Genomic DNA, 16,270 nt, shown 5'->3' on the forward strand with positions numbered 1-16,270 from the left:
CTTTAATCTCCTTGGTAATGTACCCAACGTTTTGATGTCCAGAAGACAAAAGCTGTTAATCCCATGATGATGATGAAGAGTATCCAGGCCATTGCTGAAGCATATCCCATCCGGAAATAATTAAAAGCGTTATCATATAAATACATAACGTAGAAAGTTAAAGAATCGGCGGGGCTACCCGAACCATTTGTCATTGTATAAGGCAGGGTAAACTGTTGGAATGCTCCTATGAATCCCATGACAAGATTAAAGAAAATAACTGGAGTTAAAAGTGGGAGTGTAATTTTGAAGGTTTTTTGTAGAAAGCTTGCACCATCAACATCTGCTGCTTCATAATATTCTTCAGAGATATCGCCAAGTCCGGCTAGGTAAATAATAATTGCTTGGCCCATGCCCCACAAAGACATAAGAATTAGGGAAGGTTTTGACCAGAATGTACTACCCAGCCATGCGGGTCCATCAATACCGATGAATTCAAGACCAGCATTTATGAGCCCAAACTCTGGGTTCAACAACCATATCCAGAGAATAGCTAGCGCAACATGTGGGACAAGTGTCGGTAGGAAAAAGATTGTCCGATACACCGACATTCCTTTTATTTTCATATTTAACACCATGGCTAAAGCAACGCCAAATATAATGCTTAGAGGAACAAAAAGGACTGCAAAATAAATGGTGTTACCTATAGATATCCAAAACAATTCATCAGTCATAAGCTCTTTATAGTTACTCATACCAACGAAATCTCCAGCCTGAAAAATACTATAATCCGTGAAGCTGTAGTAAATGGAGGAGATCAGCGGATATGCAAAAAACAATAAAAGCCCTATAACCCAGGGTGAGGCAAACAACCAACCTGTTAACGTCTCATTTGAACGTTTTGATTTAGGAGCACGAGCCATTTTTTTATTAACGGTAAGCTTTTGACCTGTTTTCATTTCAAATCCCTCCACTCAAAATTAGCGAGCGACGACTACTGTCTCTCGTTTACTCGTTTGTGGACCTTTTTAAGCAACTCTTCTGACTCTCCTCTGCCGTGAATTGCGTATTCTACCATTTTGTCAAGTTGGTTCCATAAAAATTGCCCGTTTGCAATAGGAGGACGCGCATTCGATTGAGGAAGGATATCAATAAATTCGCTCATAATAGGATCATCTCGATACAAATCCTCATTTACGGTATCGATCACAGACATTTGATTATCCATTTCATTAAATGTTCGTTGACCTTCCTCACTACCAAAGTACTTCATGAATTCCCAGGCCTCGTCTTGATTCTTCGCTCCTTTTGGCATAATTAATGACATACCTCCAGACCAAGTTGAGAATTGATCACCAGTTGGAGTAGGAATTGGAGTGACTCCGAAGTTTAAATCTGGATTGTATTGTTTAATGTTTGAGATAGCAAAGGGACCGTCAATTTTCATGCTGTATAATTCAAGGTTAAAAGGGTCCATTTCGTTGCTTCCTTGTGCAGTATCAAAACTAGTAATCGTAGCAGCATCATATTTTTCTGCAAAACTGACTAACCATTCAAGAGCTTCAACATTTTTAGGATCTGTAAGCGTTAATTCTCCTGTTTCTTCATCATAAAACTCGCCACCAAAGGCCCAACCCCATGTATAAAACCACCCTTGAGCAGTCCATGGAACCATGCCAATCTGTTTTATGTTACCGCTTTCAAAAGTCGTTAGACGTTCTATAGCATCTTCTAATTCATTAATTGAAGCTGGAGGATTTTCAGGATCTAGGCCAACTTCTTCAAAGCGATCCTTATTGTAGAACAACAATCGTGAATCGGTTGTTAGGGGAATGGCATAATATTCATCATCGTACATGGTTTCAAGTGAAGCATAATCGTAGTATTTCTCCATCTCAAATTGATCCCGTTCGATAAATGGTGTCAAGGATTCAAGTGAATTCTCGGAGGCATATTGTGCAACCTTAAACCGATCAAAATGAGCTAGATCAGGAGGGTTACCGCCGGCAATAGCCGTTAGTAACCGTTGATCGTCTCCTTCAGATGAAGCGCTGTATATAGCTTGGACGAAGATTTCACCCTGACTCCTATTAAAGTCCTCTACAACTTGTTCAAGAGCTTCTTGGCCTCTTCCTGTAAGGTTATGCCAGTAAGAAACCGTTGTTTTACCTTCGACAGAAATAGGTACTTCAATTTCTTCTGTAGCCTCTTGAGTTTGACAGCCGGCAGTGATTAAAATTGTACTGAATCCAATGCAATACAAGGAACGTTTATAAGCAGTTACGTTCATCATAGCCAAGCGGCATCACTCCTTAGATGGAAGTAGTGGATTCTTCTTTCTGATCAAAATAAATCGTTTTGCCCGTTTTGGATGACTCATAAATCGCCTCTAAGATTTCGCTGACAACGAGTGCCTGCTCCGGTTTTACAAATGGTTCTTTGTCTTCTAAAATGGCTTCAATCCAAAGTCTTGCCTCACGATCAGCCTGGCTTTCTGACCCACCATCGTAATAAGCTACGCCACCAGCATTCAAATCTGGTTTCGTCACATACAGTCTGCTAAGCTTTTCACCGTTAATGCGAAGACCATCGCGCATATCTGCACCTGCTTTTGTTCCGCAAAGCGTGGTTTTGGCTTCGTCCACATCCAATGTATTTAAAGCCCAACTAGCTTCAAGTGTAACAGTAGCTCCATTCTCCATTGTAATAAAGGCGAACGCAGAATCTTCTACTGTAAACTCTTTAGGGTCCCACGGCCCGAACGCATTTGCTGCATTTTCAGTTTGAGAAAGCTTGTAGTATACATTTCCAACGACACTTTTGACTTTGTAATTGTTCATCGTCCAAAGCGTCAGATCGATTGCATGAGTCCCAATATCAATAAGTGGACCGCCACCTTGTTCGTCTTCATTTAAGAACACCCCCCAGGTTGGAACGGCTCTTCGTCTAACAGCGTGAGCCTTTGCATAATACACTTCACCTAATTCATCCTGATCCACTAATTCTTTCAGGTAAAGAGAATCATTCCGGTAACGATTGTCGTAGCCAATGGTCAGTTTTTTACCCGTACGTTTTGATACTTCAACCATTTCACGAGCTTCTTCTGCTGATTTAGCCATCGGCTTCTCGCAGAGTACGTGCTTGTCAGCTTCCATCGCAGCAATACTAATGTAAGAGTGTGATTTATTTGGTGTGCAGACGTGAACAACGTCAATGGATGGATCTTTTAATAGTTCCGTATAGTCTGTGTATACCTTGGCGTCCTCTGTTCCGTATTCTTCTGCTGCTTTTTGCGCTTTATCATAAACGATGTCACAGAAAGCCACCATCTCAACTTCCTTCACCTTTGCAAGGCTTGGCATTTGTTTCCCATTTGCAATTCCACCGCAACCAATCATTCCAACACGTACAACTCTTTCCATTATGAACACTCTCCTTTTATTATAAAATTGTTTTTAAGTATGAAGCACTTTTAGTAATGGATTCTAATTGATCCATTGTAAATTCCTCTTGTTCGACGATAAACCAGTCAATATGATAGGGGCGTGCAGCGGCGACGATGGATTGAAAATCCATGATGCCCGATCCGATTTCTACATTACGTTTTTCAGTCAAATTGTTCATATCCTTTATATGCAGAGCTTGGATACGCTGCTGATAACGATTAATCCAATCCACCGTTTTTAGACCTGTGACTTCAAGCCAATACGTGTCAAGCTCCATTTGAACATGTTCCGACTCGCTATGTGAGAAGAGTAGGTCAAGGCCATAATGACCATCAAATGTTTGAAGCTCAATATCATGATTGTGATAGCCAAATGCTATGCCATGACGCTTGCATGACTCTCCGATACGCGAGAACAATTCAGCTGTTTTTTTGTAGGCATCCAAAGAATTCCGGTAATGAGCAGGTAAACCTGGACAAACGATGAAAGGGTTTTCAATTTCGAGCGAATCATGAATCACTTGATCAAGATTTGATTCAAGCTCATTAATGCCAACATGACTACCAGCTACCTGCAGCTGATTTGCATCAAGATGTTTTTTTAATTCTTTACTTGGGACACCGAAGTATCCAGCAAACTCAACACCGTCATACCCAGCCTTTGCAACATCTGCAAGCGTGCCGATAAAATTATCTGCGCAACGTTCTTTTAATGAATAAAGCTGTAATCCAATTTTACTCATTCAGACACACCTTTCTGATCTTTTCTTAAGTAAAAATGTATCATGAGGAGAACACAGGTGATATAGTGAAACTATTATAAAGTGTCAGATATTTGTCATTCTTATAAATGGAGTGGATACGTATGATTCAAAAAGAAGTGCAGCATGAGCCAGTTTTAAAGGAAAGTGCCTTAAAGCAGCCTATTCAATGTCATATGGAACATAGTTCTCCGCTACATCAAATTGCAAAACCACATTTTCATGAAGCGATTGAATTGTTGTATTCATTTTCAGGAAAGGCTCGTATCTTTGTTGGCGGTGAAACATTTTTTATGCAAGAAGGGGATTTAGTCATTATCAATTCAAACGAGGTTCATTCTATTTATGCAGATGAGGGAGAGGACACGCGATATTTAGTAATTAAACTGGAGCCAGAAGTATTGTATTCAACATCCCGCTCTATTTTTGAATCAAAATATGTGCTTCCATTCACCATGGCTAAGACGAGTCCACAAACATTACTTACTAAAAAAGAAACAATCGCGACACGCATTCCTATCATTATTGAAGAGATGATGAAAGAGTTCTACATGAAAGAATATGGCTATGATTTTGCGATACGTATTCATATTTGTTCCATTTTCTTAGAAGTTCTTCGTCACTGGAGAAATCAAGGAGTGGTCGTTCGTGAAACCGATCCTTATAGTGAGACCGAGTTTACACTGATGCGTGAAGTGTTTGATCTCATTGAAAAAAACTATGCATCTCCAATTACGGCGAGAGACGCTGCAAAGGAGTGCAAGCTAAGCTACAGTTACTTTTCCCGGAAAATAAAATCAATCACTGGACGTTCATTTACAGAGCTATTAAATTATGTGCGAATAACAGAAGCTGAGAAACTGTTATCGACAACAAGTGTAACCATCACAGAAATAGCTGTAACGGTTGGTTATTCAAGTACAAGCTATTTTATTCAACAATTTAAGCAGTTCAAAAAAAGCTCACCTTATCAATTCAGAAAAAAGCTAGAAGCAAACGATTTGAAATAAATATCAGATTTTTGTCTTGACACCAATTGTACATTCTCATTACGATAAGATTGAAAGCGATTACTTATTGGGAGTGATTCGATGGTGAAAGTAGCAATGTTGAGTAGGTGGCATGTTCACGCTAATGACTATGCAAGAGAAGCACTTGAACAGAACGATTTGGAGATCACTGCCGTTTGGGATGAAGACGCAAAAAGAGGTCAGGTTTGGGCTGATGAACTTAACGTACCTTTTTATGCTGATTTGGATAATCTCCTTGCACAAGATGAGATTGAAGGGGTCATCGTTGATACACCAACAGTCATGCATCGAGACGTTATCATGGCAGCTGTAGAGGCGAATAAACACGTATTTTCTGAGAAGGTGTTAGCTTTAACAACAGCTGAATGTGAAGAAATACTAGAAGCTGTTAATGGTCAGGGCGTGTCACTAATGCTTTCCTTACCACGATTAAACGATCCGACTTACCTTTATGCCGAAGAAGCTTTGAATCAGGGACTCTTAGGTACGTTAACATCCATCCGTTGCAGATTAGAGCATGGTGGTGCTGTATCAACGGAGGCAAATCCGAGTGGCTGGCTTCCCGAGCATTTTTTTAATAAAGAACAATGTGGTGGAGGAGCGTTAATCGACTTAGGTGCTCATCCGATTTACTTAACAAATCGCTTGGCTGGTAAGGTCGAATCGGTCATGTGTGAGATGGGGAGCTTTACGGGAAAGGAAGTTGATGACCATGCAACGGTCATTACTCGTCATAAATCAGGTGTTATTGGTGTGATCGAAGCTGGATTCGTTGCCGGTGGTAGTCCGTTTATCCTTGAACTACATGGGACGAAGGGAAGCATTCTAATTGAAGAGCAAAACCTACGAATTCGTTCGAGCGAGCTTGAACATGAAGGATGGCAGACCCCTAAGCTTCCCGAGAAAGAAAGTAGCGCAATGCAACAATGGGTCAACGAAATCCTGCACAAGCAGACTCCGCGAATCACGAGTGATGATATGATCCAATTAACGAGATTGAACGAAGCAGCAAAAAAATCGGCAGAAGAAGGCACGAGGGTTTTGCTAACTAAATAAGCTGTATAAAAAGAAAACCTGTGAACGGATCTTCACGGGTTTTTCATGATTACTATTTTGTCAGAAAATACGATAAATTTATAAAGGTGACAAACGATTGACTGTGAAACATGCTATACTCAAATTTGAAGAGTTCACTTACTGTTTATCTACTATTTTAAGCTTACTACGTGAGGAGACTACAAGTCTTGAGACACATATTACACACCTGGACAGGCATGATTGAACCTGAATTAAAGTGCTGGAGACGAGAGTTACATCAACATGCGGAAGTAGGATTTTGTGAATATGTGACAACCTACTTCATTTACAAAAAATTACTGTCACTTGATTTCACGTTACACATTGGTAAGGATGCAGTGGATACTGGATCTCGTTTTGGTGTGCCGAGAAAAGAGGAGTTAGAGGAGCATGAACAGCGCGCACTTAGGCAAGGAGTGCCTCGAGAATTTCTCAATCAAATTCAAAGTGGTCACACAGGTGTAGTAGCTACTCTTGATACCGGTCGAGCAGGAAACCATATCGTTTTACGTTTTGACATTGATGCACTTCCAATCGAGGAAGCGGAGGAACACGATCACATCCCAAGCAAAGAAGGGTTCCGTTCAAGAAACGCAGGGGTCATGCACGCATGTGGTCATGATGGTCATACAGCTATTGGCTTAGGAATTGCACGGTTCCTTCATCAACATAAGGAACAATTAAATGGGCGGTACACATTACTTTTTCAACCAGCTGAAGAAGGAAGTAGAGGCGCGAATGCAATGGTTGCTAAAGGCTGGCTAGAGGATGCCGACCTTTTTCTAAGTGGTCATTTAGGCATTCATTCATTGCCGGTAGGTACGATTGTTGCGCGGGCGACAGGGATATTGGCTACTTCAAAGCTGGATGTGAAGATAAAAGGAAAAACGGCACATGCTGGAATGAGTCCTCATGAAGGAAAAAATGCACTCTTAGCTGCTTCGTCTATGGTTTTAGCTCTTCATTCGATTGCTCCACATGGGGAAGGGGCTACTCGAATAAATGTTGGAACCTTGCAAGCAGGTACAGGCAGGAATATCGTTCCAGGAGAGGCGACGCTTCAGCTAGAAACAAGAGGAGCAACAACGCTTGAAAATCAGTATATGAAAGAAGAGGCCACACGTCGAATTCAAGGAGCAGCTTTAATGTATGGCGTCGATGCTGATATAGAGATTGTAGGAGAAGGGGTAACAGCAGAAACAGACTCGTATTGGGCCAAACAGATTCCGAGAGTTTTAGCACAGAGTACTGTGGTTACGGATATTCATCCTGAACTCGAATTAAATGGATCAGAGGATGTGACCTACATGATGAAAGCCACCCAGCAAGCAGGTGGAAAAGCAGCCTATATGATATATGGGACACCGCTCGCAGCAGGGCATCATCATCGTTTATTTGATTTTGATGAGGGAGCATTACCTGTGGCTGTAAATGCATTAGCATATTTAATTTGTGCGGAGAATGGTCAAGGAATTCTTGAAATTTAACGGAGAGGAACAAAAAAATGAAAGTACATATAACAGACCAATTGATTGTCGCACCATTCCGGGTAGGAGACGCAGACGCATTGTTTAGATTAACGGATCAGTCTCGAGAATCCTTGCGCGCATGGTTGCCATGGGTTGATCGAATCCAACGAGTGGAGGACACGAGGCAATTTATTGAGTTTGCTGAAATGGATAGAGAAGCCGAGAAGCGTTTAGTCTTAGCCATAAGGTACAATAACACGATTGTTGGAGTGGCTGGCTTTAATGAGATTGATCGAACAAATCAAATTGTTAAAATTGGCTATTGGTTAGGGGCTGAATACGAAGGTAGGGGATGGATGACAGCTGTTGTAAAAGGTCTTATTCATCATGCGTTTACCACGATGGAGCTAAACAAGGTCGAGATTCGCGTAGCAGTTCACAATGCTAAAAGCCAAAGGATACCGCAGCGCTTAGGTTTTGTGAATGAAGGGTGTATTCGCCAAGCAGAAAAACTCTACGATCGTTATGTTGATCATACAATATACGGGTTATTAAGAACTGAATGGAAACAGCCGACTGAAAAGGAATCACCTTAAGTGACAGTCGGCTCAAGAATGGTAATAAGGGAGTTTATCGCATCCATATTTACACTTGCTCCAATGGGAACACATGCTTTATAAATACCATGAGCAGTCGAGAGATTTGTGATTAGAGGCTTTCCAAGTGGGACTAGGAAGGACTGAATGAGTTCATTGTAACTAACTCCGTAAGCGTCCTGGCAATTTGTGCATTCACCCGTAATAATACCGGCTACATTATCAAAAACACCTGCCGCATTTAAATGACTCATATATCGATAAACGGTATTAATCGGTTCATGCGTTTCTTCAAGAACAAGTATTTTACCTCTTGCATCAATCTCAAATTCTGTTCCGAGTGTGTCTACAAAAGACGTTAAATTTCCACCAATTATTTCACCAGTTACATTGCCTGGCACTAGACTGACTAAAGGTATATCTGGGGGGTTCGTTAAGAGTTTTCTTGGAATGGGTGCAGAAACAGCCCCAAAAAACTGATTAAAATTATAACTAGGTGTGGTTGGGCGAAAATCAATCAGCAATAGACTCTGGAAGCTTAAGAGGTCTGCATATTGATACAGAACATTTTGTAAGACCGTAATGTCACTATATCCTGTTAAAATTTTTGGATTCTCTTTAATCACATCAAAATCAAGATAAGGCAGAATACCTGCCACCCCTACGCCACCCCGACTAGGTAAAATCATCTTAACATCTGGATTACTAAACATCTTCATAAGGTCAGAGGCTCGCTGCTCTGGTGTTCCTGCAAGGAATCCATCTTGTGCAAAAACGTAATCACCAAATATTACGTTAAATCCTAAAGTGCGCAGATAGTCGGCTCGTGTATTAATAACAGCTGGATCGAGCGGACTGCCAAGCGTCACAATGCCAATCGTATCACCAGACTGTAAGGGAGCTGGTTTATTTGCCATGGGGTACCTCCTTTTTATCTTCGTCAACATATATATGCATTGAGCTAGAAGGAAATCCTTATTTATGAAAAGAAGAGTATGATTATCCCTATGTTTATTCTAATCACTGAAAATCCTTTCTTGAGAAAAAGTGGAACCATTTGTTACTCTTATAGTAGATAAAAGGGAGGACGAAAAGTTGAAAAAACGATCGATTACTTTACTCGTCGCTGTTACTTGTCTATTAGCAGCATGTGGCGAGCAAAATGAGGAGTCTCTACCGGCTACTCATTCCGAATCAAAAACTCTTGCTCAGGATCAAAAAGAATCACTAGCTTTAGAGGAAAATGAAGAAGAACCTGAAGACAAAGAGACGAACGAAGAAAGCGAAGAAGAGTCTACAGGAGAAAGTTCATCAGAGACCGAAGAGAATGTTACTACAAAAAAGAAAGACGCGGAGGAAGAAATGGAAGTTGCTTCAACTTCAGATTCAGAGGTAACTGATGAATCAGATGAAGAAATAGAGCAAAAGGAAGAACAAGAAACAGAATCTGAGCCAGAAGCAGAACCGGAACAAGAAACAGAACCTGAGCCAGAAGCAGAACCGGAACAAGAACAGCAACCACAAAGCTATGAAGCCATTCACCATACTAGAGGTCCATTAACTGCTGATGGTTCGACTGGTGCAACTGTTCAAACAGAATCTGGAGCGTTCACAATTGAAGCATCTCTCAAAAATATTCAAACCCTTCAATCAGGCCCTGTTCAAGTTCAATTAAAGAGTGCAAGCAAAATTAGTGGAGAAATTACTGAGCCAAGTCTTGCAGGTGTAGCTGGTGAAAATGTGGAATACATTCAATTAGATGCAGTTGTGACAAACACAAGTGGCGATCCTATATTATTTTATTTAGATAATACCAGGTTAGATTCTGGAAGCCATTCTTTTTATGCGAATGAGATGTTTAGTGCATCGGGAAGAGGATATGGCGATCTTCAGCCTTATACTGAACATCATATTACGTTATTTTATATGTTAGATGGAGTAAGCATTGGAGACGTTTATTCAATTTATGGATTAACGGATGCACCAACCAATCAAGCTTCAGGAGCGGCAGTAGGAGAACCAATGAAGTTTCAATTTTCTTTTACAGGTGCTTAACTTAAAAATTTCACGTACCGAACTCGAAGCGAGGCTATCATATGCAAATCTTTGAACTAAAAACAGTAGATCAAACCATACTGAATCGAATGGTCCAAAACCATTCGATTCAGATTCAACGATTGGTACCTAATGCTGATATTCATCATGTTGGAAGTACGGCTGTATCTAATGCATTAACAAAGGGCGATCTTGATTTTCAAGTACGAGTAAAACAAGAGGATTTTCAACAAGCAAAACAATCATTATTAACCATCTACGGATTAAACACAGGTAGCTCTCAAACATCTTTTTTCAGCGCTTTTGAAATAGAAGACGAGTTACCGATTGGTATTCAATTAACAGTCATCCATTCTGAAATTGATCACTTTTGGAAAGTAACCAAATACCTCAAAGAGAACCCCACAGCACAAGAGCAGTATAATCAGCTCAAACTTACGTACAACGGTCAACCGATGGACTTATATCGCAAGAAAAAATCTACATTTATTGAGTCGTTACTTGAATCGGAAGCATATATACATTTTTCAAGAACCTTAACGTAGTAAAGTGAGATGATCATCATGTTTTTAAGGGAACCACTTTATCCAGAGATTCGCCCATTCTTTTGGGAAGTTGAAATCATGCAATCTTCCTATTTTCAAAGACTAAAACACTTAGCCCATTATGGAGGCGGATCCTTTGTTTCTCCTGTTACACATAGCCGTCTGGAGCACACGGTAGGTGTTTGGAAGCTTGCTGTACACTTTTTTCCAGAGTGGATTGAAATAAGGGCGGCCGCCTTATTACACGATATTGGACATTTACCATTTTCCCATGCGATTGAGCGTACACTGGGCTACAATCATCACCACCTCACAGAAACGTACATCCAAAGTGATGAACTAAAAACGATTTTACATAAGGCTGGTTTGACGCCAAAACACATCTGCGATTTGCTAAATCAACAGTCACCATTAACAGGAACTGATGCTATCTTAGGGTTGGATCACTTAGATAGTTTTATAAGAGATACATATATGATGGGTAGATTAAATGGAAGTACCCATGATTTGCTTTCAAGACTTTCATGTACTAATGAAGGAATCTCAACGGACGCTCAAACGGTAGATTGGCTGCTTGACCTTATCCTCAAAGATCATCAAACGATGCATGCTCCATTGTTAAAAGCGGTTGATCAGTTACTAAGCGAAACGGTTCGCTTGCATCAATTATCCGTTCAAGACGATATTTCGTTTTTAGTAGATGCTGAGTTAACTTCGCGCCTTTTGCAATCGTCGAATCTAAAAGTCCAGAATCTTATGAACACCCTGTTATTTGCGCCGCATCGCATACAAGTATCAGATAAACTCTCCACTCATGGTCTCCATGTTCCAAAAGGAAAAGTGTATCACCGTTTACCATTGCTTTTAGGTCAAGATATGTCTCACACACAACTTGCCAAAACGCATACGCAGCAATTAAATCAATTAAGAAAAGAATATGAAGTGACTTTATTATGAGGTGAAGAAATGGAGATTCGCACATTAGATGTAAATGACAAACAACTAATACTCTCCGTTATCAACGAATGGTGGGGAGGGAGAGAGATGGCACATATGCTGCCAGCGTTGTTCTTCCATCACTTTAATCAAACAAGTTTTATCATGGAAGAGAAGGGAGAAATGATAGGATTTCTAGTAGGATTTCTTTCGCAGACTCATCCACATGAAGCCTATATTCATTTTGTTGGCGTTCATCCAGACTATCGCAGGCAGAAAATAGGACAAACCTTGTATCGTCATTTTTTTCAGAAGGTTCAAAAAGAACAACGGAGCATCGTGCGTTGTATTACTTCTCCACAAAATAAAAGCTCAATCGCATACCATCAAAGGATGGGATTTGCGATTTGTTCGGGTGATACATTAGTAAATGGAATTGAAGTGCAAACGAATTATGATGGTACAGGTAATGACCGAGTTGTATTTGAGAAAAGACTATAGTCAAGGGAGAATGATCAATGGAAAATGCACAGAAGATTTTAGAAGTGAATAAAGCAGGGTGGGAACGGTCAGCTGAACGCTTTTTTGGAAGAACAGCCTTACCTGAATATGGACCTCATGCGTACCGTGAAGATCAATTACAGTTATTTGACTCAATTGAGGGTAAAAAAGTGTTGGATATCGGATGCGGAAGTGGTCACTCCTTGCATTATATGGCACAACAAGGAGCCGAGGAATTATGGGGTCTCGACCTGTCTGAAAAGCAAATTAGAACCTCTCATGAAGTGTTAAAGAATCAAAAGGTTCAACAATTATTTGTGTCTCCTATGGAAGAAAACCCGGGCTTACCAACAAATTATTTTGACATTGCCTATTCAATTTACGCATTAGGTTGGACGGTTGATTTAAAACAAACGCTTTCTAACATTTATACGTATCTAAAACCAAATGGCACATTCATCTTTAGCTGGGAACATCCCATGCACGACCGAATTACTTACAAAGAAGGCAACTACACCTTTCATAAATCATATCTCGAGGAAGGTCCTGAGTGGAACGAAGCATGGCCAGATCGTGTTATTACGCATCATATTAAACTAAGTACCTATGTAAATACTTTAGTTGAGTGCGGGTTTAGTATTGAAAAAATTCTTGATGATGTGTATATACCTGAGGAAAGTAACATGGGTGATCCAAGTAAATGGTATGCCACTCAAAAAGCAGCTCTGCTTCCTGCAACATTTATCGTGAAGGCTAGAAAAGGGTAGAAGCAATAAGGACTTAAAGGATAATGAATCCTTTAAGTCTTTAGATGATTAGGACGTTAACTCGACCTCCGAACGGGAAGAGTCGATCTTCTGTTTGTTGCCTACTCTTCTAAATTGGAAGACCGCCAGTAACGACAGGAGACCTAATCCAAAGAATATCCATCGTATATTAATGATCTCTGAGAGAAGGCCAGAGAAGAAACCAGCTAAAGGTAATGAGGCGAGTCCAATCATCATGACTAAACCATTAACTCTTCCTAACAGATTGGCAGGGACAATGTTTTGTCTAAATGTTTTATTTAGGACATTAAACATGATGACTGGTGCACTTTGTACGGAAATACAAATCATTAAACTAAACCAATTCCAACTGAAAGCTGTTAGGATAATGCCAATCGCACTTACAAAAAGAACAATCGTCATTGCATATAGCGTCTGTTTCGAAGCTTTTACTACATTTAACAATAAGATACCTATAAACTGTGCTACGCCGGCACCTGCGTAAATCCAACCCAACTCCGTAGAGGTCACACCAATTTCGTCGCGAGAATAAAAAACAAGCATACTAAGTAATGAACCATTTGCAATATTTACAATGAAAATGAGCCATGTTAACGACCTGAGAATAGGATGTGTCCATAGATAGCTTGCTCCTTCTTTAAGGGATTGCCAGCTTGTCTTTTTATGATTTGAGCTAAATGGGTGAAGCAATGTTAAGAGGAGCAACGAAACAACAATTGGGAGATAGGCTACGCCAAGCACAAAAAATAGTGAATATACACCCATGAAACTAATTAGAATACCTGCTGCCATACTACCGAATAAAACAGAACTCGTATCAATGATTTGAAAAAGAGAGTTTACACGCATCAACGATTCTTTTTTGAATAGCTGAGGGATGACGGTGCTATTAGTCACATTAAAACAAGCACCAGCGCTTGCGACTAGAAAGCCAATGAGATAAAGAAACCCGATCTGAAGTAAATTTAATTGATGCAAAACTGGAATAAGAAGGACTAAGCTCCCTTGAAGCATTGCACTAAAAATCATAAGCTTTTTTCGAGAAACCCGGTCAGCTAGAGTACCAGCAATAGGAGCAATAAAAATAAGTGGTAGTGTCTGCACAAAAAACATAAGTCCGGTGCTTATTGAAGATTGAGTAAGCTCATAAACTAACCATGGAATAGCGATAACATACATTTTGTCACTTAGTTTGAACAGAATTGTTACAAAGAAATAAAGAATATAGTTCTTATGAATCAATCAACATCTCCCCAATCAACTGTTTTTGTTTGATTTCATTATCAGTTTTTTGAAAAGAGGTAAAAAGAACAGAGATTAGTATTTGATGTCCCCTTTTAGGAAGGTGAAGAACGTGGAGGAGAAGTATTTAGAATTGAGAGCATTTTTGTATGAACGTGAGGAGCAGTTATCCGTGCCTTTTAATCACGATATGGTAGAAGGATTATGGTTTTGTACGAGGAGGAATGTCAAACGTATTCTTAAGCAAATGGAAGCTGAGGGTTACTTTCAATACGTGCCAGGAAAAGGTCGGGGACATTATTCTGTATTAACATTTCATCAACCATTTAGAGATGAAGTTGAACACTATGTTAAAAAGTACGTACAATCAAATAATCTGGATCAGCTTGCCTTCATTTTGAGATTGCCTATACCTAAGCCATGGATCATTGATGTTTCAGCAGATTTTCAAAGGTTATTAGGCTTCAAGCGAAGTGAAGAGTCCAAAGACATTCTATATACCTTCAAATCACGTGAAATAACCACTCTTGATCCAACGCTATCAGCCATTGCTCTGGAGGTACACCTAATTAGGCAGCTCGGAGACACACTCGTTCAGTTCGATACAGACCAGTCTCGGATCATCCCGCATCTAGCGCACCACTTTAAAGTAGATCAATCAGAACAAATCTATACCTTTTACCTTCGTAAAGATATTTACTTTCACAACATGGAAAAATTGAGTAGTACAGATGTTGTTTCTACCATTCATAGACTTAAAAAGAGTAAGCGGTATTCCTGGCTTGTTGACTCGATAAAAGAAGTTAAAGCGGAGTCGCCTTTTAAAGTGAGCTTTCATTTACGAAAGAAAAATGCTCTCTTTTTACATATGCTTTCTACACCCACGCTCGTTATATTACCTGAGTTTACCTCATTTAATGAGCATGAGTGGATTGGAACAGGACCATTTATGTTAAAGGAAAGAACAAGGACAAAGTTAGTATTGCAAGCATTCGAGCATTATTTTAAAGAACGAGCGTTAATAGATGAAGTGCATTTTCACACCATTTCTAAGGACGCAGAAGATAGTATGTACTTACAGCATGTGCCGGAACAGACGAGTCAGCCTGAAGAGTATTCAGTACATGATATGTGTGTGGTTAGTTTATTGTTTAATCAGCAGTCAAATCAGTTGCTTCAGAATACATATCTTAGAGAAGCCATTTTTCATTTATTAGACATTTCAAAATTAGCAGCGGACTTATCATTTGAAGTGAAAGAAGCAAGTACCTTTAGCGAAGAACGTTCGACACAGCTTTTAAAACAAAAACATCTCATACCAGATTTACTGAGTCGATCTAATTATAATGGTGAAGTACTAAAAGTAGGTTATCTTAAAAATGAATTAACTGAACGAGAAGCATTGTGGTTGATTCAGGAAGCAAGAGAATTTGGCATAAACCTGATTCTAAATCCAATTGCTCATGAGCAGTTTTATGAACCCATGATCATGAATGAGGTAGATCTCCTTTTCATGAAAGTAGTCTTTTCTCCTGATTGGCATTTATCGTTTTTAAGTATGTTTAAAAATGAGCAGCTCTATTTTCTGCCCTACTTACAAGAAACGGATAAACATAAATTATTAAATATGATTAGATCATTTGAAGAATCCACCTCTTATCAGAATAGAGAACAAATCATTAATGATGTTGAACTCTATTTAAAAGAAGGATACCACCTAGTTTTTTTATATCATCCAGTTATAAAAAGAAAATTAGATCCTATTATTCAGGATGCTAGCCATCATTCGTTTGGGCATTTGGATTTCAGTAAATTGTGGTTGTCATAAAAAGGGGAGTGAATAGT

General features: G+C 39.7%; 16 protein-coding genes. 10 read left to right on the top strand and 6 right to left on the bottom strand.

The window, feature by feature from the left end; all coding sequences use genetic code 11:
• Nucleotides 1–2: 2 nt before the first annotated feature.
• The 4 genes from NSQ54_06725 to NSQ54_06740 are packed head-to-tail and all read right to left on the bottom strand — an operon-like array spanning nucleotide 3 to nucleotide 4,167.
• Nucleotides 3–938, bottom strand: a complete 936-nt coding sequence (locus NSQ54_06725; GenBank protein WYP27778.1) for a sugar ABC transporter permease — start codon at nucleotides 936–938, stop codon at nucleotides 3–5.
• Between the two features lie 35 nt (nucleotides 939–973).
• Nucleotides 974–2,272, bottom strand: a complete 1,299-nt coding sequence (locus NSQ54_06730) for an ABC transporter substrate-binding protein (GenBank protein ID WYP28513.1) — start codon at nucleotides 2,270–2,272, stop codon at nucleotides 974–976.
• A gap of 19 nt (nucleotides 2,273–2,291) precedes the next feature.
• Complete coding sequence (locus NSQ54_06735; GenBank protein WYP27779.1) at nucleotides 2,292–3,401, bottom strand: Gfo/Idh/MocA family oxidoreductase; 1,110 nt, start codon at nucleotides 3,399–3,401, stop codon at nucleotides 2,292–2,294.
• Between the two features lie 19 nt (nucleotides 3,402–3,420).
• Nucleotides 3,421–4,167, bottom strand: a complete 747-nt coding sequence (locus NSQ54_06740) for a sugar phosphate isomerase/epimerase (GenBank protein WYP27780.1) — start codon at nucleotides 4,165–4,167, stop codon at nucleotides 3,421–3,423.
• Between the two features lie 122 nt (nucleotides 4,168–4,289).
• Between NSQ54_06740 and NSQ54_06745 the strand changes: the two genes are divergently transcribed.
• The 4 genes from NSQ54_06745 (at nucleotide 4,290) to NSQ54_06760 (ending at nucleotide 8,358) form a co-directional block, all read left to right on the top strand.
• Nucleotides 4,290–5,195: an AraC family transcriptional regulator gene (locus tag NSQ54_06745; GenBank protein ID WYP27781.1), complete on the top strand. Its 906-nt coding sequence runs from the start codon at nucleotides 4,290–4,292 to the stop codon at nucleotides 5,193–5,195.
• An 81-nt stretch (nucleotides 5,196–5,276) separates the two neighbouring features.
• Nucleotides 5,277–6,272, top strand: coding sequence for a Gfo/Idh/MocA family oxidoreductase (locus tag NSQ54_06750; GenBank protein WYP27782.1), 996 nt, complete (start codon nucleotides 5,277–5,279; stop codon nucleotides 6,270–6,272).
• A 188-nt stretch (nucleotides 6,273–6,460) separates the two neighbouring features.
• On the top strand, nucleotides 6,461–7,780 hold the full coding sequence (locus NSQ54_06755) for an amidohydrolase (GenBank protein ID WYP27783.1): 1,320 nt from the start codon (nucleotides 6,461–6,463) through the stop codon (nucleotides 7,778–7,780).
• Nucleotides 7,781–7,797: 17 nt separating this feature from the next.
• Nucleotides 7,798–8,358 carry a GNAT family protein gene (locus NSQ54_06760; GenBank protein ID WYP27784.1) on the top strand — a complete coding sequence of 187 codons (561 nt, stop codon included), beginning with the start codon at nucleotides 7,798–7,800 and terminating at the stop codon, nucleotides 8,356–8,358.
• Here NSQ54_06760 and NSQ54_06765 read toward each other — a convergent pair.
• Entirely contained in the window at nucleotides 8,355–9,275 is a 921-nt protein-coding gene (locus NSQ54_06765) for an LD-carboxypeptidase (protein WYP27785.1), read from the bottom strand. The two genes, NSQ54_06760 and NSQ54_06765, sit on opposite strands and share 4 nt — an antisense overlap.
• Nucleotides 9,276–9,453: 178 nt before the next feature.
• On the opposite strand from NSQ54_06765, the gene NSQ54_06770 reads away from it, so the two are divergent.
• Genes NSQ54_06770 through NSQ54_06790 form a run of 5 tightly spaced genes read left to right on the top strand, consistent with a single transcriptional unit; the run spans nucleotide 9,454 to nucleotide 13,162 of the window.
• Nucleotides 9,454–10,413: a hypothetical protein gene (locus NSQ54_06770; protein WYP27786.1), complete on the top strand. Its 960-nt coding sequence runs from the start codon at nucleotides 9,454–9,456 to the stop codon at nucleotides 10,411–10,413.
• A gap of 41 nt (nucleotides 10,414–10,454) precedes the next feature.
• A complete protein-coding gene (locus NSQ54_06775; protein WYP27787.1) occupies nucleotides 10,455–10,958 on the top strand; it encodes a GrpB family protein in 504 nt (167 codons plus the stop codon).
• Nucleotides 10,959–10,976: 18 nt separating this feature from the next.
• Nucleotides 10,977–11,915, top strand: a complete 939-nt coding sequence (locus NSQ54_06780; GenBank protein ID WYP27788.1) for an HD domain-containing protein — start codon at nucleotides 10,977–10,979, stop codon at nucleotides 11,913–11,915.
• 9 nt (nucleotides 11,916–11,924) lie between these two features.
• The gene (locus tag NSQ54_06785) at nucleotides 11,925–12,395 is read left to right on the top strand and encodes a GNAT family N-acetyltransferase (protein ID WYP27789.1); all 471 of its coding nucleotides are present in this window, start codon (nucleotides 11,925–11,927) and stop codon (nucleotides 12,393–12,395) included.
• A gap of 17 nt (nucleotides 12,396–12,412) precedes the next feature.
• Nucleotides 12,413–13,162, top strand: coding sequence for a methyltransferase domain-containing protein (locus NSQ54_06790; GenBank protein ID WYP27790.1), 750 nt, complete (start codon nucleotides 12,413–12,415; stop codon nucleotides 13,160–13,162).
• A 48-nt stretch (nucleotides 13,163–13,210) separates the two neighbouring features.
• On the opposite strand, the gene NSQ54_06795 is transcribed toward NSQ54_06790, so the two are convergent.
• A complete protein-coding gene (locus tag NSQ54_06795) occupies nucleotides 13,211–14,425 on the bottom strand; it encodes an MFS transporter (GenBank protein WYP27791.1) in 1,215 nt (404 codons plus the stop codon).
• Nucleotides 14,426–14,558: 133 nt separating this feature from the next.
• On the opposite strand from NSQ54_06795, the gene NSQ54_06800 reads away from it, so the two are divergent.
• Entirely contained in the window at nucleotides 14,559–16,253 is a 1,695-nt protein-coding gene (locus NSQ54_06800; protein WYP27792.1) for an ABC transporter substrate-binding protein, read from the top strand.
• Nucleotides 16,254–16,270 lie beyond the last annotated feature (17 nt).

The sequence above is a fragment of the Alkalihalobacillus sp. FSL W8-0930 genome (assembly GCA_037965595.1).
Lineage (GTDB): Bacteria > Bacillota > Bacilli > Bacillales > Bacillaceae_D > Alkalicoccobacillus.